Origin of the sequence: Bacteroides zoogleoformans (assembly GCF_002998435.1) — a bacterium.
Taxonomy (GTDB): Bacteria; Bacteroidota; Bacteroidia; order Bacteroidales; family Bacteroidaceae; genus Bacteroides; species Bacteroides zoogleoformans.
On the sequence record NZ_CP027231.1, the window covers coordinates 3,309,926 to 3,330,580 of the forward strand.

Annotated in this window: 14 protein-coding genes, 1 tRNA gene and 2 pseudogenes; 12 read left to right on the forward strand and 5 right to left on the reverse strand. The window is 42.0% G+C overall.

Features of this window, described 5'->3' with window-relative positions:
* Window positions 1-158: 158 nt before the first annotated feature.
* Window positions 159-1,820: a putative transporter gene (locus C4H11_RS13830; RefSeq protein ID WP_106042884.1), complete on the reverse strand. Its 1,662-nt coding sequence runs from the start codon at window positions 1,818-1,820 to the stop codon at window positions 159-161.
* 141 nt (window positions 1,821-1,961) lie between these two features.
* Here C4H11_RS13830 and mutY point away from each other — a divergent pair, with 141 nt between their 5' ends.
* From mutY to C4H11_RS13855, 5 genes are all read left to right on the forward strand, one after another.
* Window positions 1,962-3,002, forward strand: a complete 1,041-nt coding sequence (gene mutY, locus C4H11_RS13835; RefSeq protein WP_234819839.1) for an A/G-specific adenine glycosylase — start codon at window positions 1,962-1,964, stop codon at window positions 3,000-3,002.
* 75 nt (window positions 3,003-3,077) lie between these two features.
* The gene (locus tag C4H11_RS13840; RefSeq protein WP_106042888.1) at window positions 3,078-3,533 is read left to right on the forward strand and encodes a single-stranded DNA-binding protein; all 456 of its coding nucleotides are present in this window, start codon (window positions 3,078-3,080) and stop codon (window positions 3,531-3,533) included.
* Between the two features lie 25 nt (window positions 3,534-3,558).
* Complete coding sequence (gene gldE, locus C4H11_RS13845; protein WP_106042890.1) at window positions 3,559-4,908, forward strand: gliding motility-associated protein GldE; 1,350 nt, start codon at window positions 3,559-3,561, stop codon at window positions 4,906-4,908.
* Window positions 4,909-4,950: 42 nt separating this feature from the next.
* Window positions 4,951-5,580, forward strand: a complete 630-nt coding sequence (locus C4H11_RS13850; protein ID WP_106042892.1) for a 4'-phosphopantetheinyl transferase family protein — start codon at window positions 4,951-4,953, stop codon at window positions 5,578-5,580.
* A gap of 40 nt (window positions 5,581-5,620) precedes the next feature.
* Window positions 5,621-6,304 carry an IS66 family transposase gene (locus C4H11_RS13855; protein WP_234819840.1) on the forward strand — a complete coding sequence of 228 codons (684 nt, stop codon included), beginning with the start codon at window positions 5,621-5,623 and terminating at the stop codon, window positions 6,302-6,304.
* 315 nt (window positions 6,305-6,619) lie between these two features.
* On the opposite strand, the gene C4H11_RS13860 is transcribed toward C4H11_RS13855, so the two are convergent.
* Both C4H11_RS13860 and C4H11_RS13865 read right to left on the reverse strand, forming a co-directional pair.
* Window positions 6,620-6,694: transfer RNA gene (locus C4H11_RS13860), tRNA-Pro, on the reverse strand.
* 690 nt (window positions 6,695-7,384) lie between these two features.
* A complete protein-coding gene (locus C4H11_RS13865; protein WP_106042894.1) occupies window positions 7,385-8,587 on the reverse strand; it encodes an IS110 family RNA-guided transposase in 1,203 nt (400 codons plus the stop codon).
* A 226-nt stretch (window positions 8,588-8,813) separates the two neighbouring features.
* Between C4H11_RS13865 and C4H11_RS13870 the strand changes: the two are divergent.
* Window positions 8,814-9,934 (forward strand): annotated as a pseudogene (locus tag C4H11_RS13870) (site-specific integrase); the annotation flags it as partial.
* 6 nt (window positions 9,935-9,940) lie between these two features.
* Here C4H11_RS13870 and C4H11_RS13875 read toward each other — a convergent pair.
* Window positions 9,941-10,924 carry an IS982 family transposase gene (locus C4H11_RS13875; RefSeq protein WP_106040391.1) on the reverse strand — a complete coding sequence of 328 codons (984 nt, stop codon included), beginning with the start codon at window positions 10,922-10,924 and terminating at the stop codon, window positions 9,941-9,943.
* A gap of 172 nt (window positions 10,925-11,096) precedes the next feature.
* Between C4H11_RS13875 and C4H11_RS13885 the strand changes: the two genes are divergently transcribed.
* The 3 genes and pseudogenes from C4H11_RS13885 to C4H11_RS13895 form a co-directional block, all read left to right on the forward strand.
* Window positions 11,097-11,888: a helix-turn-helix domain-containing protein gene (locus C4H11_RS13885; RefSeq protein ID WP_106042896.1), complete on the forward strand. Its 792-nt coding sequence runs from the start codon at window positions 11,097-11,099 to the stop codon at window positions 11,886-11,888.
* Between the two features lie 52 nt (window positions 11,889-11,940).
* Entirely contained in the window at window positions 11,941-12,936 is a 996-nt protein-coding gene (locus C4H11_RS13890; RefSeq protein ID WP_106042898.1) for a phage/plasmid replication domain-containing protein, read from the forward strand.
* A 995-nt stretch (window positions 12,937-13,931) separates the two neighbouring features.
* Window positions 13,932-14,666, forward strand: a pseudogene (locus C4H11_RS13895) (helix-turn-helix domain-containing protein); the annotation flags it as partial.
* Between the two features lie 259 nt (window positions 14,667-14,925).
* Here the strand turns inward: C4H11_RS13895 and hxsD are convergent.
* Window positions 14,926-15,276: a His-Xaa-Ser system protein HxsD gene (hxsD, locus tag C4H11_RS13900; protein WP_234819842.1), complete on the reverse strand. Its 351-nt coding sequence runs from the start codon at window positions 15,274-15,276 to the stop codon at window positions 14,926-14,928.
* Between the two features lie 656 nt (window positions 15,277-15,932).
* On the opposite strand from hxsD, the gene C4H11_RS13910 reads away from it, so the two are divergent.
* The 3 genes from C4H11_RS13910 (at window position 15,933) to C4H11_RS14110 (ending at window position 20,651) form a co-directional block, all read left to right on the forward strand.
* Window positions 15,933-16,811, forward strand: a complete 879-nt coding sequence (locus tag C4H11_RS13910; protein ID WP_205729971.1) for an Abi family protein — start codon at window positions 15,933-15,935, stop codon at window positions 16,809-16,811.
* On the forward strand, window positions 16,793-19,678 hold the full coding sequence (locus tag C4H11_RS13915; RefSeq protein ID WP_106042902.1) for a TOTE conflict system archaeo-eukaryotic primase domain-containing protein: 2,886 nt from the start codon (window positions 16,793-16,795) through the stop codon (window positions 19,676-19,678). The genes C4H11_RS13910 and C4H11_RS13915 overlap by 19 nt, the downstream gene beginning before the upstream one ends.
* Before the next feature lie 355 nt (window positions 19,679-20,033).
* Entirely contained in the window at window positions 20,034-20,651 is a 618-nt protein-coding gene (locus C4H11_RS14110; RefSeq protein ID WP_129588318.1) for a hypothetical protein, read from the forward strand.
* The last annotated feature ends 4 nt before the right edge of the window (window positions 20,652-20,655 follow it).

Here is a 20,655-nt window from a genome sequence, read left to right on the forward strand (position 1 = left end):
TCGCACGGTGCGGATAGACTTCTGCTTAGACAGAGATAACTCCTCGAAAACTTATACCACAGAAACAGTGTCTGCCGGTACGGTCTCACAATTTCGATATCGTAATTTTTAGAACTTACCTTGACTTACCTTGCTCTGTTCTTATATAGAAAGCGAGGCTACATCATTGCCAGCAGAATCATCTGCCCTGCCAAGATGCGCAGGAACATGGTCAACGGATAAACCGTTGAATAGCCTACTGCCGGTGCGTCATTGCCTGCTGTCTGATTAGAATAGGCCAATGCGGGAGGGTCGGTGTTGCTACCTGCAATCAGTCCCATCAGAGTGAAGTAATTCACTTTGAAATAAAGATGGGCTACGATGCCGACAATGAGCAGTGGAATGACGGTTATCAGGAATCCGTATCCTACGTATGACAATCCGTTACCTTCTACCACCGTCTGGACGAAATGCTCTCCGGCCTCTATGCCTACGCTGGCAAGGAAAAGCACGATACCTATTTCACGTAGCATCAAGTTGGCACTCATGGTGGTATAAGTGACGAGGTGTATCTTGTGCCCGAAGCGGCCGATAAGGATGGCTACCACAAGCGGACCGCCCGCTAAACCGAGCTTTACAGGTGTAGGCATGCCGGGGAAAGCTATAGGAAGGCTGCCCAGCAGGATTCCAAGGAAGATACCTACGAAGATGGTCACGATGTTCGGAGTGTCCAGACGCTTCAATTGGTTGCCTAATACGCCGGCCACACGTTCTACGGCATCTTGCTGTCCCACTACCATGACGCGGTCGCCCACTTGAAGCACCAGATCAGGGTCGGCGAACAAATCCATGCCCGAACGGTTGATGCGAGTCACATTTACTCCATACATATTGCGGAAGTGAAGGCTTCCCAGTTTTTTGCCGTTGATTTCGGATTTGGTGACCAAAATGCGCCGTGAAACCATCGGGGTATCTTGTCTTTCCCAGTCCACCTCTATTTCCTTGCCGATAAAAGCAATCACTGCCTCGGCATCTTCTTCGGAGCAGACAATGAAAAGCTGGTCGCCTATATGAAACTCCGTGTCTTGATTGGGGATGCTGACATGTCCTTCGTGGCGAATGCGGGAACAGACGAAGGGGCGTCCCAGAAAGTCTTTGATTTGAATCAGCTTCTTGCCGTCGATGGACTCGTTGCGCACTTCCAGATGGAGCATGTGGGGCTGATGCTTGGAGTCGGCCTCCTGTGTATGCAGTTCTTCCTCTTCCTTTTTGAGATTGACACGGCAGATGTAGCGCACGGCAATGATGGAACCTATGATGCCTACCACACCGAGCGGATAGGCACAGGCATAGCCCAGGGCAATCGGGTCTCCCGTATAGTGGAGCTGGCTTAGAGCTTCATTGGCGGCACCCAAACCGGGAGTGTTTGTAACAGCTCCGTAGAGGATACCCACAATCATAGGCAGTTCTATGTTGCCGTCAATGAAATAAATGCTCATGGCCACTGCAATGTTCAGTGCCACAATGCACACGGCAAGCATGTTCAGCGTCATGCCCCCTTTCTTGAAGGAAGAGAAAAAGGCCGGCCCTACTTGCAAACCGATGCAGAATACAAATAGAATCAAACCGAACTCGCGGATGAAGTGCAGAATGTGCGTCTCTCCCGTGAAGCCGAAATGACCCATCAGAATGCCGGTAAAGAGAACGAACGTTACCCCCAATGATACGCCGAAAATTTTGATTTTACCTAATAATACGCCCACAGAAATGACGAATGCATATAAGCAGACGATGTGTGCTACGGATGAAGGATCCCATAGCAAAGTCTCTAACCAATTCATAGTTACCTTGAAATAATAATGATTTTAAATTTTGCGCAAAAGTAGTCAATAAAGAAGAGGTGGCAAAGGCTTTGTTGCTATTTTTGTCTTTTTGTCATGTGGATAAGTTTTGTTGGGTTGAAAATGAAGTATTTTTGCAGCATGATTTTCTTTAGTGAGATAATATTGAATTGGTACGCAGAGAATAAGCGCCCTCTTCCATGGAGGAGTACGGCAGACCCTTATGTGATATGGATTTCTGAGATTATACTACAACAGACAAGGGTGGCGCAAGGGTATGATTATTTTCTTCGTTTTGTGAAGCGTTTTCCCAATGTAGTGGCATTAGCTTCGGCTTCGGAGGATGAGGTAATGAAGTATTGGCAGGGCTTGGGCTATTATTCCCGTGCAAGAAACTTGCATGTAGCGGCTCAAACTATGGGTGGAGTATTTCCAAGAACATACGAAGAAGTGCTCTCCTTGAAAGGGGTGGGTGAGTATACGGCAGCTGCAATTTGTTCATTTGCTTATGGAATGCCCTATGCGGTAGTTGACGGTAATGTGTATCGGGTACTTGCCCGTTATTGGGGTATAGATACGCCTATTGATTCTACTGAAGGGAAGAAACTTTTTAAGAACTTGGCAGAAGAATTATTGGATAAAACGAGACCGGCTGATTACAATCAAGCTATTATGGACTTTGGAGCATTGCAGTGTGTACCGCAATTTCCTGATTGCAGGGCATGTCCGTTGGCTGTCGGCTGTCGGGCATTGGCAAAAGGACAAGTGATGCGGCTGCCGGTGAAACAGCATAAGACGAAGACCATTGACCGTTACTTTAATTATATATATGTACGCATGGGAGAATTCACATTGATACGTAAGCGTACGGAAAATGATATCTGGAAAAACTTATTTGAGTTACCGTTGGTTGAGGCAGATAAAGATTTGCCGGAGGAGGAGTTACTGGCATGCCCACAATTCCAGGCTTTTTTTGTAGAAGGGGAGACCCCTGTGATTCGTCCGGTTTTGCGTAATGTAAAGCATATACTATCACATCGGGTGATTTATACGAATTTCTATGAAGTGATTTTACCTGTTACCTCGCATTCTTTTCCCGATTACCGGCGGATTAAAATAGAAGAGTTGGGTGATTATGCAGTGCCGCGATTGATTCATGCCTTTCTGGAGAAATATGTATAAAAGTTAGTCTTATTCTTGCATGATGTGAATATTCTCGTTAATTTTGGCAGCAAATAATTAAAAATAGAGAGGCTTATGTCAGTAAATAAAGTGATATTAATAGGAAATGTAGGCAAAGCTCCGGAAGTCAGATACCTTGATAGCGGTATTGCCGTGGCTACTTTGCCTTTGGCTACCTCAGACCGGGCTTATACTTTGGCTAATGGGACACAGGTTCCGGAACGCACAGAGTGGCATAATCTTGTATTCTGGCGCGGACTGGCAGAAACCGTAGAAAAATATGTGCATAAAGGCGATAAACTTTATGTGGAGGGGAAAATACGTACTCGGTCATACGATGATCAGGCGGGTGTAAAGCGCTATGTGACAGAAATCTTTGTTGATAACATGGAAATGCTGACAGCAAAAGCATCGGGTGCGGGTGTTGCTTCTTATGTTCCTCAAGGTGGAGGACCTGCTGAACCGCAACAACCGATGCAGCCACAAGTTGTCCCGACACAAGATAATTCGGCAGGCGACCTGCCCTTCTAAATTTGTTTAACGAAAACCTGAATCTTTGGACCCAGATGCTTATTTTAGCCAGTTGGCAGATGTATTTAATGGCATATCAGTGCAAGCTCCTTCTGTTTCGGCCATTATAGCCATAGTGTTGGCTGGTTTGCTTTTGCTTGTTTCCGGTTTTGCATCAGCTTCCGAAATTGCTTTCTTCTCACTTTCTCCATCAGATTTAAATGCTATAGCCGAGAAAAAACATCCTTCGGATGATAAAATCAGTAATCTGTTGGAGAATAGTGAGCGTTTGTTGGCTACGATTTTAATTACGAACAACTTTGTGAATGTAACTATAATCATGCTCTGCAATTTCTTTTTTATGAATGTATTTCTATTCCATTCTCCTGTTGCGGAGTTCGTAATCCTGACGGTTGTTCTTTCATTTTTACTATTGCTTTTTGGCGAAATAATGCCTAAAATATATTCGGCACAGAAGACATTGGCTTTTTGTCGTATTGCTGCTCCCGGCATCATGCTGTGTCGTTCTTTCTTTTACCCCTTGGCGTCTATGCTGGTGCATTCCACCTCTTTTTTAAACAAACATGTTGTTCGTAGAAATCATAACATATCGGTCGATGAACTTTCTCAAGCTTTGGAATTGACGGATAAGACTGAATTATCAGAAGAGAACAATATATTGGAAGGTATTATTCGTTTCGGTGGGGAAACCGCTAAGGAGGTTATGACATCTCGTTTGGATGTGGTCGATTTGGATATTCGTACCCCTTTCAAAGAAGTGTTGAGGTGTATTGTGGAAAATGCCTACTCCCGTATTCCTGTTTATGCGAATACTCGTGATAATATCAAAGGTATTTTATATATAAAGGATTTGCTTCCGCATTTGAATAAAGGTGATAATTTTCGTTGGCAGTCGCTCATTCGTCCGGCATATTTTGTTCCTGAAACCAAGATGATTGATGACTTGTTGCGCGATTTTCAGGCTAATAAGATACATATAGCCATTGTTGTTGATGAGTTTGGCGGAACGTCGGGCATTGTGACCATGGAAGATATCATAGAAGAAATAGTAGGTGAAATACACGATGAATACGATGACGAAGAGCGTACATTCGCTATTCTGAATGATCATACATGGGTGTTTGAAGCCAAAACACAATTGACGGATTTTTACAAAATAACCAAGCTGAACGAAGATACTTTCGACGAGGTGGCGGGAGATGCAGATACGCTTGCCGGACTTTTGCTTGAACTGAAAGGTGAATTTCCGGCACTGCATGAAAAAGTCGCTTACGACCGCTATGAGTTCGAAGTGTTGGAGATGAACAACCGTCGTATCTTGAAGGTGAAGTTTACGATAATCCCCTCTATAGCGATGCCGGCAGAAAAATCCTGATTAGTAATCATTCGTTTCTTTATTTTTAATATCTGATATCAAGTGCCTCTTTTTTTGAAAGATAGAACCTCGTCCTGTCAATGGGGAGTTTGGAAAACAGATGAAACTCCGGAAGATTTATTGACCATGTTACCTCAGGAAAAAAAGTACCGGGAGGTTGTGCAAAGCTTTAGGTCGGAACATCGTCGTGTGGAGTGGATGGCTGTGCGCGTATTGTTGTATACGTTATTGGGTGAAGAAAAAGAAATAGCTTACTATTCCGGTGGAAAACCTTATTTGGCAGACGCTTCTGCCTCGCTCAGTATTTCTCACACCAAAGGCTATGTCGCAGTGGCTCTGGGGCCATGGGGGAAAGACGTTGGAGTGGATGTGGAGCAATATGCAGAAAGAGTCAGGAAAGTGGCTCATAGATATATGCGCGAGGATGAAGAAACGAGTGTTTTTCAAGGAACCGACACTTGGTCATTGCTGCTTCATTGGTCGGCAAAAGAGACAATATTTAAATGTCTGAATACTTCGGAGGTGGATTTTCGCAATCACCTGCGTATAATGCCTTTCACTATTGCTAAAGAGGGTACATTCTCCGCCGAAGAATATCGTACGCTGGAGAAACGTTGCTTTACCATTCGTTATTTTATATTCGCAGACTTTGTGCTAACATTAAGTTTGTAGGTAACTACTCAGCAATAATATGCTGATTTCTTTTTAGGCCATGTTTAGGTGTTACAACAATAAGAGGCTGGACTGGGCATGGATAGCCCAGACGCTATATGTCATCTTATGCTTTCGTGCCACAGGGCGTGGCGCCAAGGTCCTTGAGGAACGGTTCGGAGACTCGTTGGGCAACATGGTGGCTGTGACAGACCGTCATAGTGCCTATTTCGCGATAGACTTCCTTGACCATCAGGTATGCCTGGCACATCTGTTCAGAGAGCTGGAGTATCTCTCGCAGCTTGACAAGGAACAGCAATGGCCTGTGCAAATGCGAGACCTGCTTCGCCAAGCCATACATGAACGCGATGAAAAGCCCGGGGAAATAATCTGCAAAGAAACCTGGCTTGAAAGACTTGACAAGCTGTTGCAGAAAAATCTCACTCACCTTAAAAGTGACTTTGAGAGGTTCCGCAAAGGACTTGTAAAGGTTAGGGATTACATCTTCAATTTCTTGGAGAACCTGGTGATACCATCCGACAACAACGGCAGCGAACGGGGAATAAGGAAACAGAAAGTCAAGCAGAAAATATCCGGGACTTTCAGAGCGGACATGGGAGCTGACGCATTCTTTGCCATTCCATTGCAGACACTGCGTGGAAGAACAAGCAATCACAACTTGGAGCCATTGAGACCATCCTGTCATTATAGGATGGGAACAACGCCTTGTCTTATTGCCGAGTAGTTACCACTGATACAAATATATAATAAATTTCATTAATCGAATAATTAGGTAAACATCTGATTTATAACCCTATGGACTTGGCGACTATATACTGCCTTACAGCAAAGTCCCCTATAAACAATTATAATGCTTATAGGGGACTTATCTTTTAATATGCTCTACTACTTAACAAGGATTCACACTGTAAGGCAATATATAGTTACCCTTGGTTTAATTGCTGGTTTAATTTCGACCATTAAACTAAGGTAAACAGGGTATTACCATTAAAAGCAAAAAGCATCGATAATCTTTCGATTATCAATGCTTTATTGGTAGTCGGGGTGACTGGATTCGAACCAGCGACCACACGCCCCCCAGACGCGTACTCTAACCGGGCTGAGCTACACCCCGAATTGCGGATGCAAAAGTAATGCTTTATTTTTAATCTGCAAATAAATCGCTGTAAAAATATATGTTAGTATCTATTACAAGTATTGTATCTTGCTTATTATTAGTGTTATATATTTATACTATCAAGTTCTATTTAGATAAAATTCTAAATAGTGATGAGGTAACTTCGGTGGCTGTTTTGCATTCTATACAGTGCAAAATAGATGCAAAAAGCCTCGACTTATAGCAATAAAGAGCGTCTAATCATCCCGAAACCTTAATCGAACCTTAATCGAAAAACAGGACGAACATTTGGGATGCAAACAAGTTGTAGGGTTAATGTAGGTTAAAGTCTGTCCCAATTTCGCAATGTTTTAGGGAGCCTTCCTTGTTGAGCCATTGCAATGATGTAGTTTTAATCATCGGAATTATCTACCTTTCCTCTAAAAAGAAAAATCTCCATCTATTATATATCCATATTTAACCGATTCGTATTCCTTTGGTTATATTATAGCTTGTAAACTTTTCCCATAAGTCTCTTTAGACGACAAGTATTTTGTCGTCTGTACTAATAAAGTTTTTTACTTTCCTCTTCAGCCTGGAAGGACTACGCCGGTGTCCAATCCCTCTATGGATGCAATAATTTTGTAAACGTGCTCATGTGGCGGCACAAAGATAATTATGTTGTCAATAGAGGTCTATCGGAATGGTCTATCCGACCAATAACGATTCTAATTCCCGGATTTTATTTTGCCATTCCGCCTCCTTTTCAAGACGCTTGAGATAAACATCCATAAAATCCTCTTCTTTTGTCAGCATGTGCCATACCGCGACTAATAACTTTCGGGCGATGGCTACTTGTATCTTCATCTTGTTCTTATGCCGTTGGGTGCATTGCACGTAGCTGAAGTTTGAGAAAAAGCAGTTTCGGGTTCTTGATGCGCCCCAGGATATTTCAACCAATATCTGACGCAGGAATCGGTTCCCATGCGTCGTCCTATTGCTCTTGACTTTATTGTTGCTTATATCATTGCGTGGTTTCAATCCACACCATCCAACAAGATTTGTTGCTTTTTCAAACGGTTTCATGTCAGCCCCGGTCTCCGCAATTATAGCTGAAGCTGCGCGTTCTTTAACACCGGGGATGCTCTGTAGACGTTTGAATTGTTTCGGGAAATGTTCCTGACACATGGCAATGAGAGCTTGCCTGCATTCTTCGATTTGTCGCCCGATTACGTCTATAAGCTCTGCGTATTGCTTTAATAAACAGATGTCTGCCTGGTGAAAGTCACCCGTTACGGCATCCTTTATGATGTTAAGTTCGTATTTACGTAGAGTTTTTCCATGAATGAGTTTCACCAACTCCTCAGGGGCTGTTATCCCGGTTATTATCGCACGGACGCACTTCTGATAACTTTTTCCATTGACGCGGGATACATAGTTACTTAACCGGAAACCACATCGCTGTAAAGCAGCGTCCAATTTATTGGTGTTATACGTCAGGTCTTCATTCAGGTCGAAGATGCGACGGTTATACTTGCGCATATCCTGCACGGTCTTCTCCGGCACAAAACTTCCCCGAATCAGATGCTTCAACAGACACTCCGCTATCCATTGGGCATCTTTCACATCACTCTTGCGACCGGGAAGCTGCTTTATAAAATAAGGATTTACCAATTTGAGCGACATGCTATCGCACAAGGCATTCCACACCGGAACCCAATAGGTCGAGGTGCTTTCCATTGCCGCCTCTGTCACCCCATGAGAAACCATATCCGAACACATAAGTTGCAAATCCGGAGTTAATGTGCCATAAACATTTGCAAAAATAACGGTCTCTGCAGTGTCCAACACACAGAGATAAACTGTATCTTTGTGCACATCGAGGCCGGCCACGATTCTGTCTTTGTCCATATTTGAGATTTTTTAGTTACACTCCTTAAATATAGGACATTCGTAACAATTAAACAAAGCATGAAGCTGAGTTTGTGGCCCGGCCTCGGTTTTTATTACGCCGGTATAGAAAAACTCGATTTTTCTATATAATTTTGCATTGAGCGAGAGTGAAGCTCTATACTTTAGTCTTATGTAAAGTATAAAATAATTTCGTCGGCCATATAACTAAAAAAAGAACGAAATCATGGCAAGGACAAAAATTGTGCTTTTCAAAAGCAATATTAGAAGAGACGGAAGCGCTGCCCCGTCTGTTTAAGGGTAGCAAAAGAGGACAAAACAAAGTACATCGACTTGCAACTGTCGGCAACGAAAGGGCAATGGGACGAACAGACATCCCGATTTAAAAAAGACAAGCGTGTCAATCCTAACTACGAAAATTACAATGCGTTGCTGAACCGTTATGAAGTCCGAAAAGATGAAATCCTGCAAAAGTTCATGGAGGAACGGGTAAACTGGACGCTTAACCAGTTCGAGGAAGAGTTTCTTGGTATGTCAAAGCAGGGTAAAGTTTATGACTACTTCATGCAACAGGTGGAAAACCTAAAAGCCACAAGGCATATCGGTAATGCAAAGGTCTATGAACGTACCTTGCACATGCTGGTAAAGTACGATGACAAGATTGAGGAACGGCTGTTTTCGGAGTTGGATGTAAGGTACATCAATCGGTTTAATCTTGAGATGGAAAAAGACGGCTGTTGCGGAAACACCCGTAAATACTACCTCAAAACATTGAGGGCGGTTATAAACAAGGCGATAAAAGAGCGTGAAGCCTCATCAAACACCTATCCTTTCGGTAAGGGTGGCTTTGAAATCGGTAAGCTGGCAGAAGAAACAGCCAAACGCTACCTTTCACCACATGATTTGGAGCTGATAAAAAACTCGCCTCAACAAAATCCTGTGTTGGAGTTGTCCCGTAGGGTGTTCCTGTTTTCCTATTTATGTTTCGGTATGAGTTTTATAGATGAAGCCATGCTGACTAAAAACAATATTGACACGTTTGGGACAGAGGAGCATATCGTTTATAAAAGGCAAAAGACACAGAACGCTAAAAATGCAAAGCCTATAACAATACCCGTAACCCCTGCCATAAGAGAACAGTTGGAGTGGTTTAAGGCAAATACTACTTTGACAGGCAACTATTTGCTTCCAATAATAACAAGGGATTATGAGGGGGAACAACTGTATGACCATATCCGTAGTCGTTACAAACGTATAAATGACGGTTTAAAGCAATTAGGCAAGTTGCTTCGTATCCGTATGAGCCTGACCACCTATGTCAGCCGTCATACAATGGCCAACCCGTTGGCGGAATTAAATCAGTGCGTACTTAATCCTACCTATGGGTTTGTTGTTAATGTAATTGATGTATTGTAATGCAGTCAGGGCACTGACTTTGCCCACTATTCGGGCAAAAAGGCCGCATGTTTCTTTTGCGTAGTTCCTGATGACGAGGAACTGGTCTGTAAGTTGTGAGAACAGAGTTTCAATCCTCTTTCTTGCCTTTGCAAAAGGAATGAAGGCCGGCTTCCAGTTCTTTTGGTTGAGCCTGTAGGGACACTCAAGCCTGATGTTGGCCGTCTCGAAGAGGTCAAGCTGGATTTCCGCTCCGATATATCCCTTGTCACCGAATATGCTACAATCGTGGTAAAGCGGCTTGATGTCATTCAGATAGTTGATGTCGTGAACACTCGCCTTGGACAGGTCGTATGAATGTATGACACCGCTTAAGCCACAGAGTGCGTGAAGTTTATATCCGAAGAAGTAACTGCCTTGGGATGCACAATAACCGAAGTCAGGGGCTTTGTGGAAATCACCAATACGTCCCATCTTACATCTCTTACCACGAGCCACACGGCACACTTCTATTGGCTTTGAGTCTATGCAGAAGTAATCCTCGCCACCATCTATATGATTGGCCATGCGGCTGCGTATCTGCTCACAAAGACCACTAACCAACTTGCGGCGGTCGTTGAACTGACGGCGGGAGATAAGGTTGGGGATGGAAGAACGGCACTCCTTCAACTTCGCTTCAAACAGCCAGTTCTCGCTGTCTATCTCCTCAGCCTCGGCAGCCATGCTCAATGCGATGACTTCCAAATCGGAGAAACGAGGCACAGGGCCTGGACGACGAACATTTCCAGCTTCAGTAACTAAATCTTCGGAGAATTCCTTGCATATCTCCAGAATTTTGACGAACTTTGTATACAAGTTGCACATAACGAGATTATATAACTTAAATATTGAATACTCTAAGTTACTAAAAATCTGCGATATATGCAACTTTTTCTTATACATTTTGCCAACTATTTAATTCCGCCAACGGGTTGGCCATGACCTTACAAGGCAATGAAGTTCCCCGTGAAATTATCAGCCAAGCGTTGGGGCATCGTAATCTTACAACGACAAACGTATATCTTGACAGTTTTTCAACAAGCGTATTAGACAGAATAGCTAAAATCCTTTAATTATGAGTATGGCAATAAATATGCCTTTGGGCGGCTTGATAGACAAGTCGCTCAAAGGGGAAGCCCGTTTTGCGCATGAGGAATGGTTGCGCACCTATGTAAAAAGACTGACGAATGGTAATAAGACAAAGCTAAAACAGGCTTTAAATGAGGTGGATGAGGCTATAAACCAATGGCGGGACGGCTTCTTCATATCCACTTATGATGAAAAGTTATCAGCCGTCCGACAAGGCAAACTAAACATGGACAGCCAAGAGTTGGAAGATGTCTATAACGAGGAAACCTATTTGCAAAAAGAGGGCAAAACAGGTTTGGTTGCAGATTTCCTGTATAATTCCATAGCTCAATACGGCTTTATTAATGAACACCACCGTGATGCAATAGAGAGCGCATGGCTGTTTCACGACATGGAGTTTTTGCAACAGCAATGGGAGTATTACGCTTTGGCTCAAATAAGGTCGTTACGGGCAGTCATTGTTTCCATGCTGGGGACAGTACCAACGACATCCGAAACCGAACAACAGAACTCCAAAAGAGAGCCAAAACGGATAGAGGATTATCCCGAAGTGTTTGACATTACGCTTTGTTGTGAACTTACGAACTATGCAAAGGACACTATTTACAAGTGGACCCGTACCCGTGAAATACCTTGTCATCGTTCCGGGACAAACGGGCGCAAACTCGTGTTCAAGCGTGACGAAATCGTAGCGTGGATGACTGCCCGAAAGCAGGAAACCAAGGAGGAATTTATAAAACGAATGGAAAGCCAGTTGGCTGCACGGCTCCGTAAATAGTTAATATGCTTTATTATGTATAACTTTCTATATACATTCCAATCTCACAGCCATGTATGACAAAATCAAATTAATGCTATATGACCTGCCAACGGGGTACGACTGGCAAACAGTCCTGCAACGCATAGTTGTGCAGTCCTACTTTGCTGATGGTACAGGAGGTAGTGGGTTATGGCTTGGACGTAGGGTCATAGCCACTGAAACGTATGTGTCATTCGAGGGCAGTCTTCCTAAATGTCTATGGGGACATAACCTAAATACCTTATCATTAAAGGAAGTAGAGGGACTTATTATGAGGTTAAGTAAGGATTTGGGTGTACCCATGTATAAGGCAGTGGTGGAGTCTGCGGAGTTTGCACATAACATTAGCATGGCAGAGCCTCCTATTATGTATATGCAGAAGTTGGATGCTATGAAAGCATTTAGACCTAATGGTTGGAGTGGTACTAAGTATATGGATAATGGGGAAGTGCGTTGCAAGTTTTATGACAAGATGCAAGAAGCGAAGAAGAAACGTGAACTGCCTAAATATGGAAGAGAGAACTTGCCAAAGAACTTATTGAGGTACGAGGTGACATTTAGCACCAAAGGACTGAGTAGATTGTTTGGCAGGGATATAGTGGCAGAGGAACTTTGGAGTAAACAGGTATTTTGGACACTGGTTGCAGAGTGGTTTGGATATTATGAGGATATGGTGAAACTACCTAATGACTGTTGGGATGTGGATTACCGTATTTTTGAGAGCGCCAAGGACTTTGCCAAGTGGTGCATTTGTATAGCAAATGCCGACCAAAACCTGTCTTATTATGTGAAGCATATCCTTTTTAAACTTCGGGCAAATCCGCAACCCCAAGACCGTGTCCTGCATGGGCAAATACAAAAGAAAATCCAAGAAGCGTTGGAGTGGGGCAAAAAACATCTGGCTCTCCCTAACCTGACCTTGGAACTGACAGGCAAAATAGAACAGTATCTTGCTTGGCTGTTGGAGCAGTCGGCAGACGGTATGAGCATTGCAGAGGAACGACGAATATTCAATACAGCCTGTTAGTCCTCTCCCTAATCAAGTAAGGCTTGGTAATCATCAAAGGGTGTAAACTTCACTTTCCTAAGTTTACTCTTCGGGTGATTATCAAGCCTTATCTTTTAAATGAGGTGTCTGTTAGTCGTGCATAGTCAAAAACTTATCAGATACAATTAAACGTACTCGGTGGAGTATAATAATGGCTTAAACGCTCTAATACGAGGCTGCTTAACTCTATGTGATAAGGCGGTTATGCTCGGTCGATAGAATGAATACAGGTTGTAAGTAAAGGGGAGGCAACACTCTTAAATCTTCACTGTATGATGATAAACTTATGTAATGACAGGATATTACGTCATAGAGGGCTTGCAATGTGGGGGACAGGAATGTCATGCAGCATCTAAAAACGAATGGAATGTAATCGAATGGTAAGGTCTGTTTGAGGTCGTGGGTATGATGATGAGGCTGTTTCGAGGCATCCATAAAAGATACGACATTCTGAAATGTAACAGTCTCATCGGAGTTCCCTTCCTAAAATCTTGTGAACTATCAATAAATGAGTAAATTTGTTCCACGACATCCCTAAAAACGTTTGTAGAACGCTGGATTTTAGTTATATTTGTCCCGCTAACAGGTTAAAGACCTGTTGGTGACATATTAATTAAAGTAATTAGCTCCTTATAATCAACCATAACTACTTATAACTAACTACGTCTAATACTCTGATTTTCAACGCTATTTGATTTTTAACACTTTCCGAGTGCTTTTTGGCAGTTCCCGATTTTCCACATATTTTTGCAGCGTATTTCTACCGTGGAGAATTTGCGGAGCTTTTATTTTGTCATGCCGTGAACATAGTTGACATGAATTTACAACTGGTTACAATGGATGACAAATTTGAGGTTGATATGCAGAAAGCGTAATATCGTGGACTAAGTTGACAAAAGTTGTCAATGGTTCACTTCCGTTTACTTCCTCGGTGGAATACTCAAATGATGTAGAACAAAACAATATCAAAGAGTATGAGACCAACAAGAAAATGTGAATTTTGCGGCAAGCCATTTGTACCACGGAGCGGTATGCAGAAATACTGCTCCGAGGAATGTCAGGCAGAGGCAAAACGTCTTAGGAAGAAAAGACAGCAGGAATTGATTAACGGCATTGAACCTATCATGGATCTGCAACATCAGGAGTATCTTACATTCTCAAAGGCAGCTGTGCTGATGGGATGCACCCGACAGTATATCTACAAACTTGTGGCTAACAGCAAGTTGAAGGCTTCCCGATTGAGCAGCAGAATGGCTTTTGTCAGAAAGTCGGATATTGAGAAGATGTTTGAGAACAACCCTTACAAGCGTGTTATTCCATATAGCAAGAGCAAACCAAAGGGCAAATCAAAGGCTGCAAAGAAAGCCGAGAAGCAAGAACCTACAATAGGGAAAAAGGAGAATGAAGTGCTTGACTATTATTCGGGTGAGGAAGTTATGTCCATTTATAAGGTCAAGAAGTCTTGGCTCTACACTTCCGCCAAGCGCAACCAGATACCGATGTGCCGTATCGCTGGCAAGAACTATTACAGCAAACGGCATATTGACGAGTTTTTCGGTACTGGCGTTGACCTCAACAGCATTACGGAATGGGTGACGGCTGATGAGGTGGAGACAACCTTTTCTATGAGCAAGTCTGCACTTCGGGCATATACCTATCGTCATAAGATAGCGACCAAGCGAGAGTACGGACGCACTTATTACTCCAAGTATTATTCGTTGTTCTATCTTGAAGAATAGTGAGACCTATGTGAAACGTGTGAACTATGCGACCGATGGGAGTAGTGAGAAGAATGGCATGATTTCAATAGTGGCGTAAAGGGAAATGACGCTTTTTGAAGTACTAAAGGGCGTTTTGCCATTTCTTTTATATCATGCTCACTTTTATCTGTAGGTACTACAGTTTCAGACTTGTCATTGTAAGAGAGTGACGTTAGTAGAAATGTCACAAAGAAAATCCAAAAATGTCTCATTGGCTAACAGGCTTAAATGCTTCTTCTACTATCAAATCACGAATATGACCATACTTCTCTGTTGTAATTTCACGAAGTTGTTGGTCAATTAAGTCATTACAGAACTGCTTGACTATATTCTCGTCAAGCGCACCGTCTTTCGATTCAAAAATCACACAGACCTGTTTATCATTACTTGGCATTGTATTCTGATAAACAAAGTACTTGTCTGTATATCTGTAAATCGTAGCAGTTATAGCCTTTTCACTATATAAGTTCAAGTCAATGATTACTTGAAAACCACCTTTGTCTGTTTTTGTAATTGGAACTTTAATACAACTCATACCAACTATTCTTCTTTTTGCCAACGGCTACCATATTGGCATGATTAACAAATGGTTGGTATATATACATGAAAACGTGGAGCCAGTCCTGTCACTCGTTCCACAGTGTAAAGGCTCTGGCATCGCCCAAGTTGTCGAAACGAGCAACGCCGAAAGCCCCACGCCTGTGTACGTATATAGAAAGCACTCTCGACAATGAACGATAAATCGTCCAAAGCCAATGAGGGCTGTATACAATACACCTCATGAGGCGTTCCCGTTGCTTTGTTCTTGACAACTTTTGCTCGAACTGCCAGATTCTTACACTGTCAAAACCAAAGCGTACAGTTACGCCTTATATGTATATATGTCTGCCCAACCTCTGCCCATCGGGGCTTTCGGTATGGGTATAGACAACACAAAGGTAACAATTTTACATCAGAATCTGTTTTGTTTGGCTGACAAAACGTGATTTTACCACCTGATTTAACATTATTAAATATAAATATGTCAAAGAATTCCACTTTTGCATGATTTTTCTCGTTAAAAAGTTTGTATTCTCAATGATTATTCGTATCTTTGCATCGTCAGTTCCCACCAAGCCTCTCAACGATGCTCAAATGCGTGGGGCTTTTTTGTATATATACGTTCACTCTCAAAATACGCTAATGGAAAGATTACCGCACTTTACGAAACATTATATGGCAGAGACAGACTTGGTGGCTCTGTTGGAAAGTCGTGGACTTGTCATTTCTGATGAGACTAAAGCGGTGCGGTATTTGGAGAGCATTGGGTATTATCGTCTTTCCGCTTATATGTACCCATTCTTGAAAGTTCCAAAGGAATCCCATCAATATAAAGAGGGGGCAACTTTTCAGCAAGTGCTGAATCTCTATCGCTTCGACAAAAAGTTGCGTATGCTTCTTCTCAATGAGATTGAGAAAGTAGAGATAGCTATTCGTCGTGCCATTATGAATATTCCAGTGCAGATGACAGGAGACATTTATTGGCTGACAAATTCCATTCACTTTGCCAACCAACGAACTTTTCAAGAGACCACGAACACCATTGACAGAGAATACGCTAAATCAACAGAAGAGTTCATCAAGCATTTCAAGAACAGCTATTGCGACCCATATCCTCCATCATGGATTTTGGGAGAGTTGCTGACAATGGGCAATGTGAACATGGTTTATCGTAATATGAAAGCAGATAAGATACGTAAGCGCATCTCGCATTACTTCGGTTTGCAGCCAATTGTCTTGGAATCTTGGATAACATCTTTGACCTTGTTGCGAAATGCCTGTTGCCATCATTCAAGGGTGTGGAACAAGGTAAGTTCAATCATGCCTGTTTCTCCAAGAAGAATTGCACATCTTTGGATTACCCTGCCATCAAACCCTCAAAGAGTATATTTCACAATCTGCATCATCAAGTATTTCCTTGACATCATATCACCTAACAATGATATGTTGGGAAAGATGCACACGCTATTTTCCAATTATCCAGAGATAGATCTGGCAGCTCTTGGATTTCCGAATGGATGGGAGAACGAACCGTTATGGACACAACGGATGTAAGTGTTCTTGCCCAAAGAATTCAAGAATTGGAAAAGGAAAACGCCAGACTTAAAGCGATTCTTGACAAGAATGGGATAGAATATAAATATTTAGAACACAGAACCTGTGAAACTAATCAGACGGAAGTAACACCTGTTTCCACTTGTCAATTCACTTTACAAGAAAAGGTAGCCATATTCCAAAACTTGTTCCAAGGTCGAGATGATGTTTTTGCCAGGCGTTGGTATAGCAGTACAACTCAAAAGTCTGGCTATCAACCATTATGCAAGAGAGAATGGAATCGTGAGTTTTGCGACAAGCGAAAATACAAGTGTGCGGATTGTCCCAACAGGCAGTTCGCTCCTTTGACATATAACGACTATTTCAATCATCTTGCAGGAAAGGATGCTTGGGGGCGTGATGTTATCGGACTTTATCCAATACGAAAAGACAACACTTGTCGTTTCCTTTGTACAGATTTTGATGACAAGAGCTGTGAGCATGGTTACAAGAATGATGTGCTCGCTTTTGTAAATGTTTGCAAAACTTGGAATGTACCATGCTATATCGAACGTTCACGTTCTGGTAATGGTGCTCATGTGTGGATATTCTTTGGAACGCCAATTACAGCTTTCAAAGCACGCAAGTTGGGAAATGCTATTCTTACAGAGGCAATGAATAATGATGTCCATTTGTCTCTCAAATCATACGACCGTTTCTTTCCTAACCAAGACACCTTACCCGAAGGAGGACTTGGCAATCTTGTTGCCTTGCCACTGCAAGGTATGGCAAGGCGCAAAAGAAACAGCGTGTTTGTTGATGAAGATTTCAATGCGTATGCTGACCAATGGGATGTGTTATCACAAATACATAAGTTGTCGGAAGGAGAGCTTGATTGGTTGTTACGGAAGCATACTGTACCAACATTGGGTGAACTTTCAAAGACCAGCGAAGCAAAGCCTTGGGAAACACCTCAAATAGATGCGACGCAAACAGACAACTATCCAAAGCAAATAGTTCTGACAAGAGCGAACATGCTTTATATTCCTTTGGCAAACCTATCTGCAAAATGTGTGAACGTATTCAAACGTATAGCAGCGTTTCGCAACCCCGAATTTTACGAGAAGCAAGGAATGCGCCTTTCTACTTACAATATTCCACGCATTATTTCGTGTTCGGATATGAAAGACGACTACCTTGTCCTTCCTCGTGGTTGCGAGGATGCGGTTTGTGACATCCTAACACAGCATGATGTCAAGATTACAATCTCCGACAGAACAAATCATGGACGTAGTATCAATGTTACGTTCAGGGGAGAACTTCGAGAAGAACAGCAAAAGGCAATGGAAGCCTTTGATGAGCATAATATCGGCACTTTGTCTGCAACAACTGCGTTTGGAAAGACTGTGTTTGCCATAGGAATGATTGCAAAGAGAAAGGTCAACACACTAATATTGGTTCACAACAAGGCATTGCTTGAACAATGGAAAGAGCGGTTGGAAACGTTCCTCAAAATAGACGAAACAATAGAAGAACCAGAAACAAAACGAGGCAGGAGAAAAAAGAAGTCTTCCGCCATTGGCTGCTTACACGCAGGCAAGAACTCGCTGCATGGCATAATTGATATTGCTTTGATACAATCTTGTTTGAACGATGGCGAAGCAAAGCCATTTGTCAAAGATTACGGCATGGTTATAGTCGATGAATGTCATCATGTTTCCTCTGTCAGTTTTGAGCAAGTGCTTCGACAAGTAACAGCTACCTATGTCTATGGTTTGACTGCGACTCCAATCAGAAAAGACGGTCATCAACCTATCATCTTTATGCAATGTGGAAAGATTAGATTCATATCTGATGCCAAGAGCCAAATGGAAAACCAAGGTTTCAAACGCTTGTTGATTCCGAGATTCACAACATTCAGAAATATTACATCAGATAGTAAGACTTACGTTCAAATTACACAAGACCTGTCTGAAGATGAAGTTAGAAATGAATTCATTATAGAGGATGTGAAGACTGCCATTCAAAATGGACGAACTCCGTTAGTGCTTACAACTCGTACTGCCCATGTAAGAGTGTTAGCGCAAATGCTAATTCCATTTGCCGACCATGTAATCCAACTCGTTGGTGCAGACTCTGCTAAAGAAAAACGTCTTGCACTACAAAATCTACAATCAATGTCCACATCAGAATCACTTGTGATTGTGGCAACAGGAAAGTATGTAGGTGAAGGTTTCGATTATCCTCGCCTTGATACTTTATTCCTTACTATGCCTATAGCCTGGAAAGGAAACGTGGAGCAATATGCTGGGCGTTTACATAGAGAATATGCAGGAAAGACCGAAGTGCGTATTTATGATTATGTGGATATTCATGTTCCTCTTTGCGACTCTATGTATCGTAAACGTTTGAAAGGGTATTCAAAAGCTGGATACGGAAAGAATGTGGCATCATCCACATTTGACAAAAATCCCCAAGAACTTATATATGAACGAAACAATTACGAAGCGCCATTCCGTAATGATTTGTCAAAAGCCCAGCACTCTGTTGTTATTGCTGTTCCAAAAGTGAAGTTTAAATACAAACCTGCCATTATATCAGCTCTTACAAATCTTCTTCATGAAGGTGTAGCTGTGGCTGTACATATCAAAGAGGAAGGGGCTAATGAGATGGAACTGGCAAAAGCAGGAATAGATGTGGTGTGCAACAAGGTACAAACCTTACAATGCGCTATCATAGACAAATCTATTGTTTGGTATGGGAATATAAACTTCTTTGGCTGCAACTCTGAAACAAACAATGTCATGCGAATTGTTGACTACAAAATAGCCAACGAAATGATAGATATTCTATACTCTGACTCGGGAAATGATGTAAATGGAAGTTAAATACGTTAAATATCACCCATTTCGTATCTATATAGAATCCACATTGTCACTTTTTCTACCGTTTAGAGCGTAGAATACTGATAATCAATCAGTAATAGATACTACTCCTGGAAGCGTTTAGCTTTATCCCGTTTTAGAAATTCTGGTAAAATTTCATGTGGTACAGGGATAGACGATACAAACGTTCATGCTAATCTTTTATATATCAGTGATATATATGGCTTGGCGTGGGGTGTCGTTTTATCTTGTACCACGGGTTTACCAGAGCCTCTAAAACAGATAATTCTAACAGCCTCACGCTTTCTTTTTATATAAACCTTTCCTATTGGGGCTGTGGGGAGCAAATCACAGTATTATGAAAAAGTTTCTTGTGATATGGATTGTTGCTGCTGTGTTAATAAGCTGTAATAGTAAGAATGTTCATCAAGAACCTGTACCAACAAGTGGAGAACTTATTGATATAGGAGTAAGATTGATTAATGCATACTCCACTTTAGTTAATTTAGGGGGTGAAGCAAATGTCAGCCTTGACAATCTTGAGGCTGTCTTAAAGCATTACGAAAACAAATATCCCTATTTCAAAAAGAATGATTCGATACCTTTAGGACAAGGAATAAGGTGTGAAGCTATGACAGCAGATTCAATATCATTTAGTTATTGGGCATATCATGTAAAAGATTCCATTCAGTTCTCAATTACAATCCAAGCTCCTCTATTTATAGGGAAAGGTGAGCCAATGGCTTTACTGGATACTTTAATCGACAAATCATTAGATTTGAGCTTAATAGGAACATATAAAGACCTATACGAACTTCCTGACCTTATGTATTATATCAAGGGAAGCAAATCACACCCGTTACATGGGAAATTTTGGGGTACAGGCTGTATGATAACAGCGTTTTACAATAAGGATATGGAAAAGACTTACAGCGAGTTAAGAGAGTATTGTAAACGATATAATCGTATGAGATAATTAG